This window comes from Bacillus cereus group sp. RP32, assembly GCF_040459735.1.
Taxonomy (GTDB): domain Bacteria; phylum Bacillota; class Bacilli; order Bacillales; family Bacillaceae_G; genus Bacillus_A; species Bacillus_A wiedmannii.
Genome location: NZ_JARVHO010000001.1, coordinates 533,848 through 555,947, shown reverse-complemented (window position 1 = coordinate 555,947; position 22,100 = coordinate 533,848). Strand labels below are relative to the sequence as shown.

The following is a 22,100-nucleotide window of genomic DNA, read 5'->3' as shown; positions in this document are numbered from 1 at the left end:
CTTCTGTCAGAATCAATAACGATTACTTCCTTACATAGAACAAAAGGGAGGTTTCACTCCCTTTTGTTCCCTATTACTTAAAATTACTTTATATTATAAACGATTCATAATATCTTCTTTAATAGTAAGTAACTTTTGTTCACTATTTTGTAAAGAATTATCTTGAACACCGAAGTAGAACTTAATCTTCGGTTCAGTTCCAGATGGGCGTAGGCAGAACCAAGAACCATCTTCTAATTGATATTTTAACACATTTGATTTCGGTAAGTGAATCTCTTCTTTATGTCCATCTTGTAAAGATGTAACGATGCTCGCTTTATAGTCTTCAACAGCTACAACTGTTAAGCCCGCCACTTCTTTCGGAGGATTTTCACGGAATGTTGCCATCATTTCTTGAATTTGTTCCGCTCCATCTTTTCCTTTTAACGTTAACGATACAAGATCTTCACGGAAGAAACCGTACTTCTCAAATACTTCTAATAAACCATCGTATAACGTTTTACCCTGTGATTTGTAGTATGCAGCTACTTCACATGCAAATAGAACAGATTGTACTGCATCTTTATCACGACAGAATGGACGGATTAAATAACCATAGCTTTCCTCATAACCGAATTGGAATTCGTATTGTCCGCTTTCTTCATACTGTTTAATTTTCTCACCGATAAATTTAAATCCAGTTAATGTATCAACTGTATCTAAACCGTATGCTTTCGCGATTGTACGGCCAATTTCAGACGTTACGATTGTTTTTAATACAACACCGTTCTCTGGAAGCGTTCCGTTTTCTTTCTTTTGAGATAATAAGTAATCAAGCATTAATGCACCTGTTTGGTTACCAGTTAATACTTGGAACTCACCATCGTGATTACGAACTGCAACGCCTAGGCGGTCTGCGTCAGGATCCGTTGCGATTAACACATCTGCGCCTACCTTCTCACCGTCACGAATTGCATACTCAAACGCTGCATGCTCTTCTGGGTTCGGTGATTTTACTGTAGAGAAGTTCGGATCTGGTAACTCTTGCTCTTTTACAACTGTTACATCTGTAAATCCAACTTCTTCTAAACCACGGCGCACAGAAATATTTGATGTTCCATGTAATGGTGTAAAGACGATTTTTAAGTCTTTTCCAACATTTTGTACCATTTCTTTATTAATGATGACATTGTTCAATTCTGATGCATATGCATCATCTACTTCTTGTCCAACAATATGTAATAAACCGTCAGCTTTTAATTGCTCCACATTAGCAACCTCAACTGTTAACTCATCCTCTACTGCATTTACATAGCTAATTAACTCATCAGCTTCTTTTGGAGGCAACTGCCCACCATCTTCACCATATACTTTATAACCGTTATATTCCGGCGGATTATGGCTTGCCGTAAGAACGATTCCACTTACTGTATGTAAATGACGAACTGCGAAAGAAAGCACTGGCGTTGGACGTAAGCTTTCAAACACATATGTTGTGATACCGTGTGCACCAAGTGTAGCAGCTACTTCCATTGCAAATTCAGGTGATTTATGACGAGAATCGTACGCTACAACAACACCGCGTTTTTTCGCTTCTTCACCTAATTTTTCAATAAACTTCGCTAATCCTTGTGTTGCTTTACGAACTGTATATACGTTCAAACGGTTCGTACCAGCACCAAGTTCACCACGCATACCACCTGTGCCGAATTCTAGATTTTTATAAAAGCTATCCTCAATTTTCTTCTCATCTTGCTTCATGTTTTCTAACTGTTCTTTTAGTTCTGCGTCTAACTCTGCATATGAAAGCCAGCGACTAAATTCTTGTTTCCAGTTCATATTTCTATCTCCTCTCGCTTGTCATACCTTTATTATATGAAAAAAACAACCTGTATCTCAATATTTTTTACAATCTAACAGGATTTTACTAGGAATATTTGTATACACTATGGTTAAATACTCCACTAAAGGGAATGAGGATTATGCAAGAATGGGGCTTGTCAGAAGAGCTCAAAATACAAACAAAGCAAATGATTGAAATTGCTGAGAAAGAATTATCAATTATGAGACAAGCAATTGATAAAGAAGATGAATGTATTTTGTGCAAAATGGAAGATATTCATCATATGTTAGCAAACGTACAAACATTAGCAGCTACATACTATATTCAAGCGTATTTATCACCTTATACGGAAAGTTCACATTCTATTACAGCAACTGTCCAACATTTAAGCGCCCGAAAACACGGGGCTCTTATTGTTGTGGAAAGAAACGAACCACTTGACTCTCTCATTCAAACTGGAACAACATTACATGCTCATTTAACCTCACCGTTACTTGAATCCATTTTCTATCCAGGTAACCCTCTTCATGACGGAGCCGTTCTCGTTAAAAATGATCATATTGTTTCAGCTGCCAATATTCTTCCGTTAACGAAAAGCACAGAAGTTGATCCTGAACTAGGAACACGTCACAGAGCTGCGATTGGCTTATCAGAAAAAAGCGACGCACTTATTTTAGTTGTCTCTGAAGAAACAGGTCGCACTTCATTCGCTTTAAATGGAACGTTATATACGATTTCTTTATAGGATCCATCATTTCCTATAGAACAGTACAATAGGAAATGAAATTATATCGACTTAACGAAAAAAAATGATAATAATCATACCAATAAAAAAGGCTGTTCCAAAATATTGGAACAGCCTTCTCTTATGGATCTTACTCTTCTCCGAAACGTTCAACAAGTGTTGCAAGTGTACGTACCATTGCACCTGTTGCTCCAGCTGGCCCTAAATCATGCGCTCCTGACGTTTCAGATGTTCCAGCGATGTCTAAGTGTACCCAAGGTGTATCTTCAGCAAATTCACCTAAGAATGTACCTGCCATAACCGCATGTCCTTCGCGGCCTGGTGAGTTATTTAAATCGGCAAACTTACTGTTTCGAACGCGTTCTTTATCACGATCAAAAATCGGTAATTGCCAAATTGATTCATCTGTTTCCATAGACGCCTCTAGCACTTGCTCAAACAACTCTTCATTGTTTGTCATTGCGCCTGTCGTATGATTTCCAAGTGCAACAATTACACCACCTGTTAATGTCGCAACATCAATAAGATAGTTTGCACCTAGTTTTCTCGCATACGTAATACCGTCAGCTAACGCTAGGCGACCTTCTGCATCTGTATTTAATACTTCAATTGTTTTTCCGCTCATAGATGTGATTACATCGTCTGGCTTAAATGCTGTACCACTTACAACGTTATCAGTTGATGGAATAACAGCAATTACATTTTGCTCTGGGCGAAGTTCACCGATAATTTCCATCGCACCTAATACAGACGCAGCACCGCCCATATCACCTTTCATACCGACCATACCTTCACGTGGTTTTAAAGAATAACCACCTGTATCGTATGTAATCCCTTTTCCAACGAATCCAATGACATCTGTCCACTCTTCTTTTCCTTTATAAATAAGAGCGATCATTTTTGGTGGCTCAGTAGATCCTTGATTTACTGCAAGTAACGCACCCATACCAAGCTCTTCCATCTCTTCTTTCTCAAGAACTTTATAATCCATATCATACTTTTCCGCTAACTCAACAGCATACTCAGCAAGCTTTGTTGCTGTTAATACGTTTGGCGGCATATTTACAAGTGTACGAGCTGAATTTGTTGCACGTCCATGTACGTAACCAACTGTTAATGCAGCTTCAATTTCTTGTGCATCTTCTGCTGTAATAGCCGTGAACTTCTCTAGTTCCACACGATCCTTTTTATCTGATTTATACGTTTGTAACTCATATGTACCAAGACCTTGTACTTCTGCTGCAATATGAGCTACATCAATCGCATCTAATTTCTCTGTTACGAAAGAATCAAGCAAGATTGCTGCATCTTGTACTTTTGCTGCTTGTAACGTTTTAAACGCCTTACCAAGAGCAGCACGCAACGTTTCTGTCGTGTAAGACTCTTTCTTACCTAAACCAACGAAATAATAACGTTTCACATTTGTTTTTCCTAAACTATGTACTTTTGAAATAGCTTTCTTCTTCGTAGAAAGTTCTTTCTCTTCTAATAAAACTTGTAGTTGTCCTTCAAACGCTTTGTCCAGTTCTTGTACAAAACTACTCGTTTTCTCTTCTTCAAATAAGGCAACGATTACCGCTTCATGGCTTGCTAATTCTTTTTGTACTTGAAACATGTTCAGACCCCCTAAATTTCTCTACTCTGCCTTTATTATAACTTTATTTTCGATAAAATGCGACAATTCTAACTTCTGTTACATCCTATATAATCCATATTTCTTCTATTTATAAAATAAAAAAGTCTAGCGTAATTACCACTAGACTATCTTTGTTTTAAATATTGACCACGAAACACTTGCATCGTTTCGTCTTGATTTAACATCGTTAATTCTTCTTCTGAAAACTTACCATTTCCAACTTTCACTACATACACATTCACTTTTTTCTTACCCCATTGGCTATAAACATCTTTCACCGTATCATAATACAGATCAAGACGGTTTCCTTTTATTGCACCGCCCTTATCAGCTACTACACCGTACCCATAACCTGGTACGAATAGAATCGTTCCAATTGGGAATACGCGTAAGTCCGCAGCGATTGTGGAATATAAATCCCTTTTCACCTTAACTCCTGAATATGTAATACCATACTCCGGATGTCCCGGTCTCTTACCAGTTGACTCAATTCCCGACGTATAACCTGTTGCAGTCATTTCAATTGAACGATATTTAGACCAGTCGTTTGCCTGCTCTAAAGCATTTATCACTTCTTTACTCGGAGCAACATTTCTCTTAACTTCTGCTGCATGTACTTCTTTTGCACTCGTTCCCTCATATTTCTTTACAATCTCTAATAAAGAAACTCCTGTGAAAGCATTCCATGTTACGCATAATGCGGATACAAGTAAACAAGTCATCATAATGCGAATACAATATCGTTTTAACATTTTTATATTCCACACTCCTTCATCGTTAATCATTCCCTATACGATGAAGGAATATGCAAAAAAATAATCCCCAAATGAATTGGAGATCAAAACATTTGATATCCGCTTTTCCGAAGTTTCTTAATGACAATTCCGGCTAAAGCAGCACCTACTAATCCAGTAGATAGAATAAACACATCTGCCTGCCCTAAATGCGATACACTTGTCCCAAATGAAGAGAATGTTTCTTTCGGATTTGAAAAATAATCCCACACACTCGCCTTATTAATAATAAGTATACAAACAATCGGATACACAATAACCATTACCCATGTCGCTCGCAATATCATGTTGAGTAAAAATCCAATTCCAAAAAACAAAATAAAAAATAACATCATTGAAATAAGTAATACTGGTATACTCACTCTTTCTCCCTCTCCTTCGCATGCGCCGTAAATACATGATAGGCTGTATAACCAAATTGCTCTCCTGGATCTAATGTTTTGTTCATCTCAAGATGTAGTTCTGATCTTCCTTCAAACAAATATTTGATAAGTAGAGACGTATTTGGATCGTCCGCAATCGTATCTGGATGTAAAAATGCTACTTCAGACAATTCCTTCTCCTGTACAATAATGTTTTCTCCTTCAGGCTCCAAAAGGAAAATAATCATATTATCACTAATCTCATTGCGAATCACGCCCGATCGAATACCAATAATCCCCTTCACATGAGCGACGATACCTGTCTCTTCTAACACTTCACGTTTCACAGCTTCATCAACCGTCTCACCTTCATTTACAAAACCAGCCGGCAAAGACCATTTCCCCTTTAATCCACTGTATTTTTTCTTAACGAACAGCCACCTGCCATCTTTTGTAGCTACTAAGCCACCAACAGCTAGCCATACTTTCCCTCGCTTCTCCATGATGTAATACCCTCCTCTACTAGAACGGACAGAATATTCTTTCTTTTTATATATTATACTATATTTTTAAAATGAAAAAAGCAGAAACAGCTCTTAGCCGTTTCTGCTTTTCTATTATATATTAAAAGAACTTTAATTTACCTTTTTTAAGAACTAATAAAGGTCCACCTAATAAGAATAGGTAACGGTTATCGATAACTTTCTTCATGAAAGAAGCTTTCCAACCTGTTAACTTTTTGCCCATAACAACGCCCATTGCATCGTCATGACCTAAAGAACATACAGATCCTTTATTGTCGAATGCGAATTTTTTCATTTCGCCTTTACCACGAACTAACACAGTTAAGTTGTGTGCAATGTTGTAACCTTCTTGAATTGCGATTTGTGCCGTTGGTGGGTATGGACGATTAATTTCTTCGTTAATGATTAACGCTGCGTCACCAACCATAAATACATCTTCGTATCCTGGAGCGTGCATGTACTCATCAACTTTTACACGTCCGCGCATTGCTTCAAAACCAGACTCTTCTACAATACCGTTACCACGAACACCCGCAGCCCAAACTACTGTTTCAGACTTAATTAATTCAGTATCATCGCCGTTTGCAACGATAATACCTTCTTCAGTTGCTTCTTTAATTGCTGTACCGATGCGGAATTCTACACCTTTTTTCTCAAGTTGTTTTACAGCGTATTCTACTAATGCCGGATCGAAACCTGGAAGTGCTGTTGGAGCAGCTTCTACACAGATAATACGTGCTTTTTCACGTGGTACATTGTACTCTTTGCAAAGTTCAGGAACACGGTTTGCAAGCTCACCTACGTACTCGATACCAGTAAATCCAGCACCACCAACAACGATTGTTACTAACTCATCGCGTTGTTCAGTTGCATATTTAGCGAAACTAGCTTCCATATGCTCACGAATTTCACGAGTTGCATTAATGTTAGCGATTGAGAATGCATGCTCTTTTAATCCTGTAATTCCGAATGTTTCTGATTCGAAACCAAGACCGATTACTAAGTAATCATACTCTAACTCGCCGTCTTTTAAGATAATGCGTTTTTCAGCAGCTTTAATTTCTACTACTGTATCTTGTACAAAGTTCACTTTATTTGTATCAATAACGTCTTGAATATCTAGACAGATTTTTTCATCTTGTAATGTACCAGCTGCGCTCTCATGTAACCAAGTCGCTTGGTAGTGATAGCTGTTGTTGTTTACTAACGTAATTTCAGCTTCATTTACAGATAATGCTTTTTGCAGACGAACAGTCGTAATCATCCCGCCATAACCTGCACCTAAAACTACGATTTTTGGAGTCTTCACCAAATCACAACCCTTTTCTTTATATAATAGTAATGAAAAATAATACCAAGTACTAAAAACTATATTTGTCAAGAATGTGGAATTTATCACATTCTATATCATAACAAAACGCAGTCAAAAAATCGTACGAATTTTGTCATAGAAATTTAACATAATACTTCCCTATATTAGTCGGTTTTATTCCAGAATTCAAGCGTCTGGAGAATTATCAATATTTTAAAATAACATAGCGTTTTCAAGGGTTTTTCAGCCTTTTTTTCATGTATTTTCCTTTCGCCATATTTTATACAATTAAAAAAGCATCTATGCGAAAACTTACACACAATTCAGTCGTTTTCAGAAGTATTATGAACTCAAATATGCTATCATTTATTTGAAAGTGTCATCATTTGCAGGATTTTCGTGTACATATGAACAATATATGAAATCAATATCAAAATTCCATCTATAGGGGGAATGAAAGTGGCAGAAAATCAAAAAGTTTACGACATAACAATTATTGGTGGTGGTCCAACAGGGCTGTTCACAGCATTTTATGGCGGTATGAGACAAGCAAGTGTAAAAATCATTGAAAGCTTACCTCAACTTGGAGGACAATTATCCGCACTCTACCCTGAAAAATACATTTATGATGTAGCTGGATTTCCAAAAGTGCGTGCACAAGAATTAGTTGATAACTTAAAAGAGCAAATGAAGAAATTTGACCCAACCGTTTGTTTAGAAGAAGCTGTTGATACGCTTGAGAAACAAGCTGACGGTATATTTAAACTTGTTACGAATAAGCAAACTCACTATTCTAAATCAGTTATTATTACTGCTGGCAATGGTGCTTTCCAACCACGCCGCTTAGAATTAGAAGGTACAGCAAAGTACGAAAAGAAAAACTTACATTATTTTGTTGATGATATGAATAAATTTGCTGGTAAGCGCGTCGTAGTATTTGGTGGCGGCGACTCAGCGGTTGATTGGACAATGATGTTAGAGCCGATCGCTGAAAAAGTTACAATCGTTCATCGCCGTGATAAGTTCCGTGCACATGAACATAGCGTAGAAAGCTTAATGAATTCTCGTGCAGAAGTAAGCACACCGTACATACCAGTAGAACTCATTGGTGATGACAACATTGAACAAGTCGTTCTTCAGCATGTAAAAACAGAAGAAAAAATTATCATCGATGTGGATGATGTCATCGTAAACTACGGCTTCGTTTCCTCTCTTGGCCCAATCAAAAACTGGGGCTTAGATATACAAAAAAACAGCATTCTCGTGAATTCGAAAATGGAAACAAATATTCCTGGCATTTACGCTGCTGGTGACATTTGTACATATGAAGGAAAAGTAAAACTCATTGCTTGCGGCTTTGGTGAAGCACCAACAGCAGTAAACAATGCAAAAGCTTACTTCGATCCAAACGCAAAACTTCAACCGATGCACAGCTCTAGTATGTTTTAATATACAAAAATAAAGCTCCTTCCACGTATGGAAGGAGCTTTTCTTTATATATCAGAAAACGAAAGCACAATGAATCCGATACATGATCGAACTCATTGTGCTTTTAGAATTACTGTTTTCTTCTTCTACCTAATATGAATAATACTCCGCCGACTAAGAATGAAATTCCCGCACCAACTGACATCATCCATGGAGATGCCGCCCCTGTTTTCGGTAATTCTCTTTCTACCTTTACGTGCGGCTCTTTAATTAATTTTTCCAGTCTTACTTCCGGATCTTCCGGTTTCACTTCCGGTTCTTTCGGGTCTTCTGGTTTCACTTCTGGTTCTTTCGGATCTTCCGGCTTTACTTCTGGTTCTTTCGGATCTTCCGGTTTCACTTCTGGTTCTTTCGGGTCTTCTGGTTTCACTTCTGGTTCTTTCGGATCTTCCGGCTTTACTTCTGGTTCTTTCGGATCTTCCGGTTTCACTTCTGGTTCTTTCGGATCTTCCGGTTTCACTTCTGGTTCTTTCGGATCTTCCGGTTTCACTTCTGGTTCTTTCGGATCTTCCGGTTTCACTTCTGGTTCTTTCGGATCTTCCGGTTTCACTTCTGGTTCTTTCGGGTCTTCTGGTTTCACTTCTGGTTCTTTCGGATCTTCCGGTTTCACTTCTGGTTCTTTCGGATCTTCCGGTTTCACTTCTGGTTCTTTCGGATCTTCCGGTTTCACTTCTGGTTCTTTCGGATCTTCCGGTTTCACTTCTGGTTCTTTCGGATCTTCCGGTTTCACTTCTGGTTCTTTCGGATCTTCCGGTTTCACTTCTGGTTCTTTCGGATCTTCCGGTTTCACTTCTGGTTCTTTCGGATCTTCCGGTTTCACTTCTGGTTCTTTCGGCTTAATGAAAACTGTCGGTTCAAGCGGTTTGTTTGTTGTATCTTCCACAATCGCTTTATTCACAATTTCCTCACCGATTTTAACCGTTTCTTTTACCTTCACTTTAAAAATAATACTACGTTCTTTTGTATCCATAATGTCTAAATACGTAGCAGTTACTTTTCCAAACTCCATTTTTAACTCTATTGGATTTGGCTCAGCACCTTCAAATCTAAGACTATGTTGCACGTATTCTAAACCGGCTGGAATTTCATCTTCTACCTTTACCACGGCTAATTTTCCGTTTTGTACCGTATTTTCAAAGCTAATTCGGTATTCGATTTCTTCTCCTAGCTTCGGTTCTTTATTACTTACTGTCTTCGTTGCTTTTAACTTACCATCTTTATATTCTGGCTTTATTGTCGCTGTCGGTTCCATAACTGGATGGTTCGGATCATCCACATGAATAATCGCTTTATTTGTTATTTCTCCTCCAACTTTTACTGTTTCTTTTACCTTCACTTTAAAAATGATACTTCTTTCTTTCGTATCCATAATATCTGGATACTTCACTATTATTTTTCCATTCTCTACTATAAGCTCTGTTGGTGCAGGCTTGTCACCTACAGCCTTCAAACTATCTTGCACATATTCTAAACCAGCTGGAATTTCATCTTCAATTTTCACATCAACTAACTTCCCGCCATCTACTGTGCCGTTAAAAGTAATTCGATATTCGATTTCTTCTCCTAGCTTCGGTTCATGATTACTTACTTCTTTCCTTGCCTCTAGTTTCCCATCTTTATATTGCGGTGTAATTGGTATAAGTGACTCAACTGGCGGAGTCGTCGGATTATTATCATCCACAATCGCCTTGTTTATAATCTCTTTTCCTACTTGTACCGATTCTTGTACTCGCACTTTAAAGATGATGCTTCTTTTTTTCATATCTGTAATTTCCGGATACTTTGCTGTTACTTTTCCATTCTCAACATAAAGTTCTACTGGATTTGGTTCCGGTCCATCAGACTTTATACTACCTTGTACATATTCTAAACCGGCTGGAATTTCATCTTCTACCTTTACCTCAGTTAGTTTTCCGTTCTCTATCGTATTTTCAAAGCTAATTCGATATTCTACTTCTTCTCCTAACTTCGGTTCATGATTACTTACTGTTTTTTCTGCTTGCAATGCACCATCTTTATATTGAGGCTGAATAGCGATATTCGGTTGCTCTGGTGGATGTATCGTATCTTCCACAACCGCCTTATTCACAATTGCCTCGCCTACTTTAGCTTTTTCTTTCACCTTCACTTTAAAGACAATGCTTCTTTCTTTCGTATCCGTAATTTCTGGATACTCTGCAAGGACAATTCCGTTTTTCACTTTCACATGCAACGGTTTCGGATTCTCTCCCTCAGCCCTTTCACTACCTTCTACAAACTCTAAGCCACTTGGTAATTCATCCTTAATCTTCACCTTGGCTACTTTTCCATGCTCAACTACGTTACGGAAAGTAATTCGATACTCTACTTCTTCTCCTAATTTCGGAGCTTCGTTATTTACTGTTTTCTCAGCTTTTAGTTTTCCATCTTTATACTCCGGTGTAATTTTCGCTTCTGGTTTTTGCGGTGGATTCTTCGGATTATGATCATCCACAATTGCCTTATTCACGATTGTCTTACCGACCTTTGCTGCTTCCATTACTTTCACCTTAAAGCTAATACTACGCTCCGCTGTATCAGTAATGTTTTCATACTTCGCTGTAATTTTTCCAGCTTCTTCTTTTAACTCTACTGGATTCGGTTCATTACCTTCTGCTTTTAAACTATCTTTCACATACTCTAAACCAGTTGGTAATTGATCCTCAATTTTCACCTCTGCTAGTTTTCCGTTTTCTACCGTATTTTTAAAACTAATTCGGTACTCTACTTCTTCTCCTAGCTTTGGATCTTTTTTACTTACCTTTTTATCAGCTTTAATTTTACCGTCTTTATACTCCGGTGTAATCTCCACTTCTGGTCGTTCTACTGGATTTTGCGAATCATCCACAATCGCTTTATTCACAATTGCCTTGTCCACTTCCACATCATTTTTCACTTTCACTTTAAAGATAATGTTTCTTTCTTTCATGTCAGTAATATTTTCATACTTTGCGATAATTTTTCCAGCTTCTTCTTTCAACTCTACTGGAGCTGGCTTATCACCTTCTGCTTTTAGACTATCCTTCACAAATTCTAAACCAGACGGAATTTCATCTTCTATCTTCACCTCAGCCAGCTTTCCATCTTTCACCGTATTACTAAATGAAATGCGGTATTCGATTTCTTCCCCTAGCTTTGGTTTATGATTATTTACTTTTTTATGAGCAGTAATTTTACCGTCTTTATATTGCGGTGTAATTTTAGCTGTCGGTTCAGTTATAGGATGGTTCGGATCATCCACATGAATAATCGCTTTATTTGTAATATCCTTGCCTATTGCAACTGAATCTTTCACCTTCACTTTAAAGACAATACTTCTTTCTTTCGTATCCATAATCTCTGAATACTTTGCCATTACCTTGCCATTTTCTACTTTCAACTCCACTGGTTTTGGCTCTTCACCTTCAGCCTTTTCGCTTCCTTGCACGAACTCTAAACCAGCTGGAATTTCATCCTCTATCTTCACCTCTGCTAGCTTTCCATCCTTCACCGTATTATTAAAAATAATTCGATATTCGATTTCCTCACCTAGCTTCGGTTCGTGATTACTTACTTCTTTTCTCGCCTCAATTTTTCCATCTTTATATTGCGGTGTAATTTCCACATAAGGCTCTTCTGGCAGATTCTTTGTATCATCCACAACCGCTTCATTTAAGATTTCTTCTCCCGCTTTTACGCTTTCTTTTACCTTCGCTTTAAAGACAATACTTCTTTCCTCTGTATCTGTAATTGCTGGATATTTTGCCATTACCTTGTTATTTTTCACCTGTAGCTCTACTGGTTCCGGTTTAGAACCTTCTGCTTTCACGCTGTTCTCCACATAATCTAACCCAGCTGGTAATGTATCCTTTATGTTTACCTCTGCTAGTTTTCCGTTTTCTACCGTGTTTTTAAAACTAATTCGGTATTCTACTTCTTCTCCTAGTTTTGGCTTATGATTATTCGCCACTTTCTGAGCAATAATCTTGCCGTCTTTATATTGCGGTGTAATTTCCACATAAGGTTTTTCTGGCTCATGTGTTGTATCTACTACGATTGCTTTATTAACGATTTCCTTGCCTATTTCTGCTTCTTCTTTTACTTTCGCTTTAAAGACAATACTTCTTTCTTTTGTATCTGTAATTACTGGATACTTTGCCATTACCTTGCCGTTTTCCACTTTCAGTTCTACCGGACTTGGTTTAGAACCTTCTGCTTGTAAACTGTTCTCCACATACTCTAGTCCAGCTGGAATTTCATCTTCTACTTTAACCTCTTCTAGTTTTCCGTTTTCTACCGTATTTTTAAAGTTAATTCGATATTCTACTTCTTCTCCTAATTTCGGCTTCTTATTATTTACAAATTTCTCAGCTTTCAGCTTACCGTCTTTATATTCTGGTGTGATCGTTACTTCTGATGTCGTTGGATCTTTCGTATCATCAACAACTACTTTATTGACAATGCCGTCACCAACTTTGAAGTCTTCCTTTACTTTCGCTTTAAAGACGACACTTCTTTCTTCTGTATCCGTAATCTCTGGATACTTCGCCACTACCTTACCGTTTTCCACTTTCAATTCCACTGGTTCTGGCTTAGAACCTTCTGCTTTTAAACTATCTTTCACGTACTCTAAGCCATTTGGTAAATCATCTTCTATTTTTACCTCTGTTAGCTTTCCATGTTCTACCGTATTCTTAAAACTAATTCGGTACTCTACTTCCTCTTCTAACTTCGGCGTTACATTATTTACCGTCTTTTTCGCTTCAAGCTTTCCGTCTTTATGCTGCGGAGTAATTTCTGCTTTCGGTGTTTCTGGCTTGTTTTTCGTATCATCAATAATTGCTTTATTGACGATTTTTTCGTCGACTTTTACTTCTTCTTTTACTTTCACTTTAAAGGTGATACTTCTTTCTTCTGTATCCGTAATCTCTGGATACTTCGCCACTACCTTACCGTTTTCCACTTTCAATTCTACTGGATCCGGCTTAGAACCTTCTGCTTTCACACTGTTTTCTACATACTCTAAACCTTCTGGTAAAGTATCTTCTATTTTCACCTCTGCTAGTTTTCCGTTTTCTACCGTGTTTTTAAAGCTAATTCGGTATTCTACTTCTTCTCCTAACTTCGGTGATACATTATTTACTACTTTTTTTGCTTTAATTTTTCCATCTTTGTGTAATGGCGTAATTTTCGCTTCTGGCTCTTTCGAATCTTTCGTATCATCAACAATTGCCTTATTGACGATTTCCTTGCCTACTTCCGCTTCTTCTTTCACCTTTACTTTAAAGACGATACTTCTTTCTTTCGTATCCGTAATATTTTCGTATTCAGCGATAACTTTTCCATCTTTCACATGTAACTTTACTGGAGCTGGTTTATCGCCTTCCGCCTTTTCACTATCTTTTACATACTCTAAACCATTAGGGATTGTATCCTCTATTTTTACCTTTTCTAGTTTTCCGTTTTCTACCGTGTTCTTAAAGCTAATTCGGTATTCCACTTCTTCTCCTAGTTTTGGTGATGGATTATCTACTGTCTTCTTCGAATCAATTATTCCATCTTTATATTGCGGAGTAATTCTTTCCTCCGGCTCAATCGGTGGATTTTTCGTATCATCAACAATTGCTTTATTGATGATTTCTTTACCTATTTTTGCTTCTTCCTTCACCTTTACTTTAAAGACGATACTTCTTTCTTTCATATCCGTAATATTGATATACTTAGCTTTAACTATCCCAGCTGCAACCGTTAATTCTACTGGCCCCGGTGCTTCCCCTTCAGCCTTAATACTATTTTCTACATATTCAAGACCTGTTGGAATTGCATCTTCTACTCGCACCTCTGCTAGTTTTCCGTTCTCTACCGTATTATGAAAACTAATTCGATATTCGATTTCTTCTCCTGGCTTCGGCTTTTCATTATTAACTACCTTTGTAGCCGCAATTTCACCTTTTTTACTTTGCGGTGTAATAACAACCTTTGCATCAGCCGGATCATGTTTCGGATCTTTTGCAACTGCTTTGTTCACAATTGCTTCCCCTACTTTTGCCGTCTCTTTTACTTTCACTTTAAAAACAATGCTTCTTTGTTCCATATCCGTAATTTCTGGATATTTTGCAGTTACTTTGCCGTTCTCCATTTTTAGTTCTACTGGCTCTGGTTTTATACCTTCTGCTTTCAAACTATCTTTCACGTATTCAACACCTTCAGGCAACGTGTCTTCTATCATTACCTTTTCTAGCTTTCCGTTTTCTACCGTATTATGAAATGTAATGCGGTACTCCACTTCTTCTCCTAGTTTTGGTGTTTGATTCGTTACGCTTTTATCCACGTCTACTTTACCATCTTTATAACCTGGCGTAATTTTTTCTTCTGGATGCTCAGACGGAACATTCGGATCACTCACAATTGCTTTATTAACAATTGTTTCTCCTACTTTTGCTTCTTCTTTTACTTTCACTTTAAAAATGATACTTCGCTCTTCTGTATCCGTAATTTCTGGATATTTTGCGATTACCTTACCATTTTCTACTTTTAACTCTAATGGTTTTGGTCCAGCACCTTCAGCTCTCTCACTGCCTTGAACAAATTCTAAGTTAGCTGGAATTTCATCTTCTATTGTAACTACCTCTAGTTTTCCATTTTCTACCGTATTTTTGAAGCTAATTTGATATTCAACTTCTTCTCCTAGCTTCGGCTTCTTATTTGTTGCTTTTTTCTTTGCATCAATTTTTCCGGCCTTATGCTGTGGTGTAATCTTTTCTTCTAAATTCTTTGGTGGATTTGTTTTATCACTAACAATTGCTTTATTAACAATTTCTTCATCAATTTTTGCAGTTTCTTTTACTTTCGTTTTAAAGACGATACTTCTTTCTTCCATATCCGCAATTTCTGGATACTTTGCAATGATCTTTCCATTTTCAAATTTCAGCTCTACTGGCTCTGGTTTTGCACCTTCTGCTTTCAAACTATCTTTCACAAATTCAAGACTACTCGGTAATTCGTCTTCAATCGTCAATACATCTAGACATCCATCTTTGATAATGTTTTTAAAAGTAATACGATACTCTACCTCATCACCTAAACTCGGTGTTTTATTAGAAGCTATTTTTGTCGCTTCTATTTCTCCAGGAACCTCTTTTGGAGTCGTAACCGTAATATTTGCATCGTCTTCACTCTCATACTTTATCTCGGCACTATCTTGTCCTTTTACAGCAACGACATTTTTTACTGTTGTATCTGATTGTATAGATTCTTTCACTTTCACCTTAAATGTAATAATGGCACTTTCACCAGGCTGTAAAACACCACCGTCTGTAGCATCTGCCCCTTCACCAATACGGAAATCAATTTGATTATTTACAAACTCTGCTTCATCATCGTTTGCATCATCTGTTTTTTGTCCTTTATTGCTTCCACTAATATATTGAATGGATCCCGGAACATACTCTAAGCGAGTATCTAATTTATCAAACCCTTTTACATTAGATACCGGTGCTTGATTGTTCTTCGTATCATTTTTCACTTCAATTTGATACGTAATTTCTTCGCCAACTTTAACTTCCTTAATTTCTTTTCCAGCACTATCTAATGCCTTTTTATCAACTTGTAAATTTGGCGCATTATGTTCTGTGACGAATGTAGTGTTGTTTAATACGTAAATATCACCGCCACCACCATTTGCTCTAAAGCGCATTTTTCCTTCTTTTAAATCGTTTTTTACTTGCTTTGCTCCCTCAAGGTGGTACGTATGAATATCTGTACTGAATGAATTTGTCCAATCTGGGTTATATCCCGGATATTTTTTTGTAACAAACTCGTTAGTGCCATCCACTTGTACTTCTGTCATAGACGAGTCATTAACATCATTATCTTTACCGTTAATATTTTTCAACTTTTGGTATCCTAATCCAAAGTCATACTCTCCATAATCATAGGCATATCCATCATTTTCAGCAGGATCTCCTTGTGATGAGAAATAACTAAATTTCGCCTTAAAAGCCCCTTCTTTCGGTGTGTTTATTTTATTAACACTAATATCTGTCCAAGCTGTACTTTTTTGAGAAACTAAACCTTCCCAAATTTTCATATCTTTTACGGTTTCTTTATAGTTTTCATAAACTAATATAAGATTCCAGTTACCCCAGTAGTAGCCACTGCCCTTTTCAAATTTAATTTGTGGTACATTCGCAACTGTCACCGTTTGAGAAATACCTTGTTTTGCAATCACATTTGTTACGTCAGCATACGCAACATATCCTGCGCCACTGCTATAGTGATTTGCAATATACGGTAAATAATCCGCTTTTCGTATACTATCAGCACTTACTTCAGCGTATTGCTTATTTCCCATCTTCATTTTAACGGGCTGTCTTACATCTTCATCGCTAACTCTATAATCTGTCCTTGCATCACCCGGAGTCCCCATAGCAGCTGTCCAAAATAAATATGCCTTTTTCACTTTACTTCCAGCAGGGATGTTAGGAAAAGCTCCTGTTGATGAATTAAATGTGGTGTCATCATTATCAATATCTACAGCTTTTTTATTTACCTTTCCCCCGACACTTTGCCTAGTATAGTAATTATCTGTTAGCCCAAGCGTCACATTACCAGTCTGTACTAAATCACCAGCAGTAATTACGGAATACAGTGGATCTCCAAACCCTTGCTTATCCCCTGTTTGGATTTGAACCTTTGAAGCATTCTCTGATGCAGCTTGTACTTCTGTATCACTCTGTTTTGCCGCTACAGGCGATTGTTTTTTCTCTTTTTCTAGCTGCTTTTCATCTTTAGCTACTGGTTTCTTTACCAGTTCTGTGTTGGATGTAGGTTTATTTTTATCTTCTACAGATGCTTTTTGTTTTTCGTCTGCTTTGTTAGTTGCATTATCAACTGGTGACCCGACTTCTTTCTTACTACTGTCAGCCTCATCATCGGCATTAGCTTCTACCTTGTCTTCAGAAGGAATCCCTTCAACATCTACAGACATGGTCCCTATTTGCACTTGATCTTTTTGCACACTAATCTTTTGTTTGTATTCTTTATTAAAATGCTGTGCACGGCTAGCTTTTATTAGCACAGTCATTTTTTCGTGTGATTTTAAATCTTGAATTTTAAGATTGGAAGAAAGAAGCTTTCCTCCCTTATCTTTTTCCTCTACATAGAAATCAGCTACCTTATTTTCAGGTAATTTCTCTCCGTTTACTTTCATAGATTGAGGAAGAAACATAATTTCATTATCATTATTTTGTTTAATCGCCAATTCTTGAATTGGTGTATCTCCCGTATTTTCAATCGTATATTGAAATACGTGCTCCCTCTCAGCTACTTCTCCCCTATATATTTCAGCATTCACTTGCTCTGCCTTAATCTTCACATCATTCCCTTGTAACTCATCCCAGCTCTTTTTATTTATCTCTGTAGCAAAAGCACTAGGTGAAGGCAATATGATGGATAGGAGAAGTGTAATCATTGTTACGACATTAAAACATTTCAACACTTTTTTCATATTTTCCACCTTTTCTCCTTTCTATATATTTGCTATCCTCTACTTCATTTCAGTACCCATTTCATTTAGTAGCCGGGAACATAGCAATATATATCCACTCGCAACAATCCTTCCTACGAAGATGCATCATTGAAATCTCTATTTCAACAATACAAATCTCATAGAATATTACTATTTTAATTTATCAAAAATAGCATATATATCGGATACCCATATAAACCTCTACCATTTTTTTTATATAGGAAAAATCCCATATTGTATAGGTTTATATAACAGTTAAAGGATACATAAAAATCTTAACATACTCGTTAATCTATTTATACAAGCAATAGGAAATTTACCATTTTTTACTTATTTCAGTTTGTTAAATATAGTTGGAATTCTCGAAAAAAAGTAACCGTTACATGTAAAAATATGTTATATTAAACAAGAACAAACGTTCTAATTTAGAGGAGGGATTTTTAATGATAAACGAACCCATTATCGTAAAAAAAGAAGCTTTCCAAGCAATCGGTGTTTCGATTACGACGACAAATGAAATAGAGGCATCTACTGAAGGAAAAATTCCAGGGCTTTGGAACCAATACTTCCAAGAACAAATGATGCATCACATCCCAAATCAACAAACGAAAGAAACATTCGCGTTCTACTCAAATTACGAATCAGATGAAACTGGTACATATCAATTTACGATCGGTATGCCCGTTTCTTCATTAGAAGACGCACCTGAAAATATGACAACTTTAACAATACCTGCTGCTACGTATGCGGTATTTACAACAAGAAAGGGGCCAGTTGCTGAAGTCGTTTGTGAGGCTTGGGAATATATTTGGCAATGGTCAAAAGAAAACAAACGTGCTTTTACAACAGACTTTGAGCTTTATGATGAAAAAGCAACAGATCCAACCAACGTACAATTAGATATTTATATTGCATTAGCCTGAACGACAAAAAAGAAGATACCATTTGGTATCTTCTTTTTTGTCGTTAAATAGCCACTGTGCAAACCCAACATTATTGTCTACAATGAGAAAGTGCAGTATAGAAATATTAGAAACTGTATAAAACGATTGTTAATAGGTTTTTTAGTTTAAATTTGTCACATAGAAAGGAAGCAATATGGAGGAACTACAACAAAATAAATCTGCTTTAAAAGAAAATGCGAAACCGTTATTAAAAAATACGAATTTCCTTTTCCTTTGGGCAGCTACTCTTTTTTCAAGTTTTGCTTTAGCCTTTTTTACTTTTTCACAAACGTGGTACATAGCAAAAACATTAAACCTTGAGGCTTCACTCGGTGTTGTTTTCGTAGCTCTTAGTGTTCCAAGGCTTATTTTTATGATTATCGGCGGTGCTGTAGCTGATAAATTCCCGAAAAAAAACATTATGTTTTATTCTAATATTATTCGTGCTATTCTCGTCGCAACCATCCTTACTTGGTTCATCGTAGGTGATGTAACACTATATACATTTGCTTTATTCGCTTTATTCTTTGGGCTTGCTGATGCTTTTTTCTGGTCAGCTGATGGATCTATCTTGCCTGAACTTGTAGAAAAAAGCCGTTTAACACAAGCAAACTCACTTACACAAATGTCAAATCAAGCATCGGTCATCCTAGGCCCTGTACTGGGCGGAATTCTTATCAAATTTACGAACTATGAAACGATCTTTTCGATCACGATTTTATTACTAATCGTCGCAGCCATACTCGTTCAAAAAATACAATTTACGATGCCAGAACAGCAAAATACAGACAAAGGCATGTTCACTTCTATTAAAGAAGGAATCTTATATGTAAAGGAATCACCATTCCTTTCAACCTTCCTTATTTGTAGTGCCTTTTTAAACTTATTTTTAATCGGTCCGATGCAAGTCGGTTTCCCTCTTTTCGTTAAAAATGTTCTGCACGGTGACTCGCTTCAGTTTAGTTACTTAGAAGCATCTGTAGGAGGCGGAATGGCGATAGGCGCTGTCATTGTCGGTTTAAAAAATATTAATCGTAGACGCGGTCTATTTTGCATTATCATGATGCTACTATCTGGTGTATTCTTCTTATCCATCAACTTTAGCACCGTACTGTGGCAAGCATTATTAGCTGGCATGTTTTACGGTATTACAATTGCAATGGCTATCGTTCCGCTTATGGCGATGATTCAATCGACAGTAAAAGAAGAAATGATGGGACGCGTAATGAGTTTACTTATGCTCTCATCAATGGGCTTTATCCCGCTTTCTTATGCATTCACATCAATCGCACTTGCAATAGGAATTCCAATCGTAACCGTTATGAAAAGCGGTGCAATCGCCGTTATCGTCTTCGTACTCTTTGTAGCGATTCGTGTTCCAGTTGTAAGAAAGTTTGATTAACTACTTGGTGTAGCTTTTGAAAAAAGTCTGATTATTTATAATAAAGATCGATAATTTATAATAAAGTTTGATTAAAAATCCTGTGTTGATATGCAGGATTTTTTCTTGTTCCACAAACGAGCCATTTTCTTGAGTAACACTTTAATGAAAATAATTATGGAGCAAAAAAATTGTGAAGATTTTCCCTTAAACTAAAGGGTTGTAAAGGGGGAAATCTAAATGGTTGAAAATGCTCAAACAAACAGTAATTCGATAATTTCTTTAACCCTTGGTATTATTTAGATCCTAATACCATTTATCGGTTTTTTTTGGTGGTTTAGGAGTTGTAGTTGCTAGAAAAGCGACAAAAGAAATTGTAGAAAAAAACCAAAGTGGTAGTGGATTAGCTACTTCCGGTTTAATTTGTAGTGTGGTAGGAATTATCATTCAAATCTTTTTAGTACTCAGTATTCTCGTTTTCTATTCTTTAAGAATTGTAGGATATCTTATTAAACTAAAGGGCCAGTCCTTCCATGGTTTGGGCGTTCAAAGCGTCGCAAACCATGAATAGGATTGGCTTACTATGGGGAGTAGTTTAGTGTTTTATTAATAATTCCTATTTTTTGCCACATGAAGAAATTCCTTAACCGCAGGAGAAGCATTTGCAATTGATTGACAGGCAAGTGCTACTTCACGGCTGTTTTCAATATTTAGTTTGCTGATTTTTATGTTTTGCTGTGTCTTTAAAAATAATTCTGGACCTATCGTAACGCCAAGTCCTTCCTGTACCATATTAGCGATGGTTGTACAGTCGTGTACTTCAAAAAGAATAGATGGTTTAATTTGCGCTTCTGCAAATAATTCCTCAACATGTGATTGGTACATCCCTGTTGGCATAATAAAGGATTCATACATTAAATCATTCATTTCTACTATTTCTTTAGAATGAAATTGATGATCAGGGTGATAAGCGACTACCATCTTGTCTTTAATCAAAGGAACCAAATCGAAATTTGGGTTTGGTTTTCCTTTTACTACAAATCCAATGTCAATAATGCCTGAACCTAACCATTCCGTAATCTCTTCATAGGTTCCTTCGTAAAATTTAAATTCTATTTTAGGATGCTTTTTCCGGAATTTTGCAAGTAATTTAGGCAATAAGCAGGAAGAAGCACTTGCAAAAGTGCCGATACGAATAATACCTGTTTCCAAGCTTGTCATAAGCGCAATTTCTTGATTAATGACTTCCACTCTTTTCAATATTTCTCTAATATGCGGCAGAATTTTTTGTCCTATATCTGTAAGTGTTATTCCTTTTTTTCGATCACGAATTAATAAAGAAACTCCCCATTCAGATTCTAAACTCGCAACTGCATGACTCACGGCAGATTGGGTCATATTTAATGTTTCAGCAGTTTCTGTAAAGCTTCCTAGCTCAACCACTTTTGCAATGATTTCGTAGCGCACAATAGTCATGAGTAATTACTCATCTCCTTTATTAAAAACATCAATTTTACTTATGTTAACATGGAACATAAAATAAAAACAGTAGTTCAAATATAAGGA

At 36.8% G+C, this 22,100-nt stretch carries 12 protein-coding genes; 4 read left to right on the top strand and 8 right to left on the bottom strand.

Translation table 11 applies throughout. The features are described from left to right. Nucleotides 1-93: 93 nt before the first annotated feature. A complete protein-coding gene (locus QCI46_RS02680) occupies nt 94-1,818 on the bottom strand; it encodes a phospho-sugar mutase (protein WP_353839533.1) in 1,725 nt (574 codons plus the stop codon). A 143-nt stretch (nt 1,819-1,961) separates the two neighbouring features. Between QCI46_RS02680 and cdaS the strand changes: the two genes are divergently transcribed. Further along, nucleotides 1,962-2,567 (top strand): sporulation-specific diadenylate cyclase CdaS, encoded by a 606-nt coding sequence (gene cdaS / locus QCI46_RS02675; protein WP_070169194.1) that lies wholly within the window; start codon nt 1,962-1,964, stop codon nt 2,565-2,567. A gap of 130 nt (nt 2,568-2,697) precedes the next feature. Here cdaS and pepA read toward each other — a convergent pair whose 3' ends face one another. The 5 genes from pepA to QCI46_RS02650 form a co-directional block, all read right to left on the bottom strand. Continuing rightward, entirely contained in the window at nt 2,698-4,182 is a 1,485-nt protein-coding gene (gene pepA / locus QCI46_RS02670) for a cytosol aminopeptidase (protein ID WP_353839532.1), read from the bottom strand. Between the two features lie 146 nt (nt 4,183-4,328). Beyond that, nucleotides 4,329-4,955, bottom strand: a complete 627-nt coding sequence (locus QCI46_RS02665) for a 3D domain-containing protein (RefSeq protein WP_000920109.1) — start codon at nt 4,953-4,955, stop codon at nt 4,329-4,331. A gap of 86 nt (nt 4,956-5,041) precedes the next feature. After that, nucleotides 5,042-5,359, bottom strand: a complete 318-nt coding sequence (locus tag QCI46_RS02660; protein ID WP_327959225.1) for a YuiB family protein — start codon at nt 5,357-5,359, stop codon at nt 5,042-5,044. Continuing rightward, complete coding sequence (locus QCI46_RS02655; protein ID WP_327959226.1) at nt 5,356-5,862, bottom strand: NUDIX hydrolase; 507 nt, start codon at nt 5,860-5,862, stop codon at nt 5,356-5,358. The genes QCI46_RS02660 and QCI46_RS02655 overlap by 4 nt, the downstream gene beginning before the upstream one ends. Before the next feature lie 121 nt (nt 5,863-5,983). Then, entirely contained in the window at nt 5,984-7,192 is a 1,209-nt protein-coding gene (locus QCI46_RS02650) for an NAD(P)/FAD-dependent oxidoreductase (RefSeq protein WP_000856607.1), read from the bottom strand. Between the two features lie 462 nt (nt 7,193-7,654). On the opposite strand from QCI46_RS02650, the gene QCI46_RS02645 reads away from it, so the two are divergent. Continuing rightward, nucleotides 7,655-8,644 carry an NAD(P)/FAD-dependent oxidoreductase gene (locus tag QCI46_RS02645; protein ID WP_000829787.1) on the top strand — a complete coding sequence of 330 codons (990 nt, stop codon included), beginning with the start codon at nt 7,655-7,657 and terminating at the stop codon, nt 8,642-8,644. A gap of 109 nt (nt 8,645-8,753) precedes the next feature. Here QCI46_RS02645 and QCI46_RS02640 read toward each other — a convergent pair whose 3' ends face one another. Next, complete coding sequence (locus QCI46_RS02640) at nt 8,754-18,188, bottom strand: isopeptide-forming domain-containing fimbrial protein (RefSeq protein WP_353839531.1); 9,435 nt, start codon at nt 18,186-18,188, stop codon at nt 8,754-8,756. Nucleotides 18,189-18,652: 464 nt separating this feature from the next. On the opposite strand from QCI46_RS02640, the gene QCI46_RS02635 reads away from it, so the two are divergent. Then, a complete protein-coding gene (locus tag QCI46_RS02635; protein ID WP_087986042.1) occupies nt 18,653-19,132 on the top strand; it encodes a GyrI-like domain-containing protein in 480 nt (159 codons plus the stop codon). A gap of 175 nt (nt 19,133-19,307) precedes the next feature. Further along, a complete protein-coding gene (locus QCI46_RS02630; RefSeq protein ID WP_046959971.1) occupies nt 19,308-20,555 on the top strand; it encodes an MFS transporter in 1,248 nt (415 codons plus the stop codon). A gap of 585 nt (nt 20,556-21,140) precedes the next feature. Here the strand turns inward: QCI46_RS02630 and QCI46_RS02625 are convergent. Then, nucleotides 21,141-22,010 (bottom strand): LysR family transcriptional regulator, encoded by an 870-nt coding sequence (locus QCI46_RS02625; protein WP_353839530.1) that lies wholly within the window; start codon nt 22,008-22,010, stop codon nt 21,141-21,143. Nucleotides 22,011-22,100: the final 90 nt, after the last annotated feature.

Coding starts and splice junctions, on each gene's coding strand:
- QCI46_RS02630 (WP_046959971.1), top strand. CDS start 19,308: ATGGAGGAACTACAACAAAATAAATCTGCTTTAAAAGAAAATGCGAAA.
- QCI46_RS02655 (WP_327959226.1), bottom strand. CDS start 5,862: ATGGAGAAGCGAGGGAAAGTATGGCTAGCTGTTGGTGGCTTAGTAGCT.
- QCI46_RS02635 (WP_087986042.1), top strand. CDS start 18,653: ATGATAAACGAACCCATTATCGTAAAAAAAGAAGCTTTCCAAGCAATC.
- QCI46_RS02640 (WP_353839531.1), bottom strand. CDS start 18,188: ATGAAAAAAGTGTTGAAATGTTTTAATGTCGTAACAATGATTACACTT.
- QCI46_RS02680 (WP_353839533.1), bottom strand. CDS start 1,818: ATGAACTGGAAACAAGAATTTAGTCGCTGGCTTTCATATGCAGAGTTA.
- cdaS (WP_070169194.1), top strand. CDS start 1,962: ATGCAAGAATGGGGCTTGTCAGAAGAGCTCAAAATACAAACAAAGCAA.
- QCI46_RS02665 (WP_000920109.1), bottom strand. CDS start 4,955: ATGTTAAAACGATATTGTATTCGCATTATGATGACTTGTTTACTTGTA.
- pepA (WP_353839532.1), bottom strand. CDS start 4,182: ATGTTTCAAGTACAAAAAGAATTAGCAAGCCATGAAGCGGTAATCGTT.
- QCI46_RS02625 (WP_353839530.1), bottom strand. CDS start 22,010: ATGACTATTGTGCGCTACGAAATCATTGCAAAAGTGGTTGAGCTAGGA.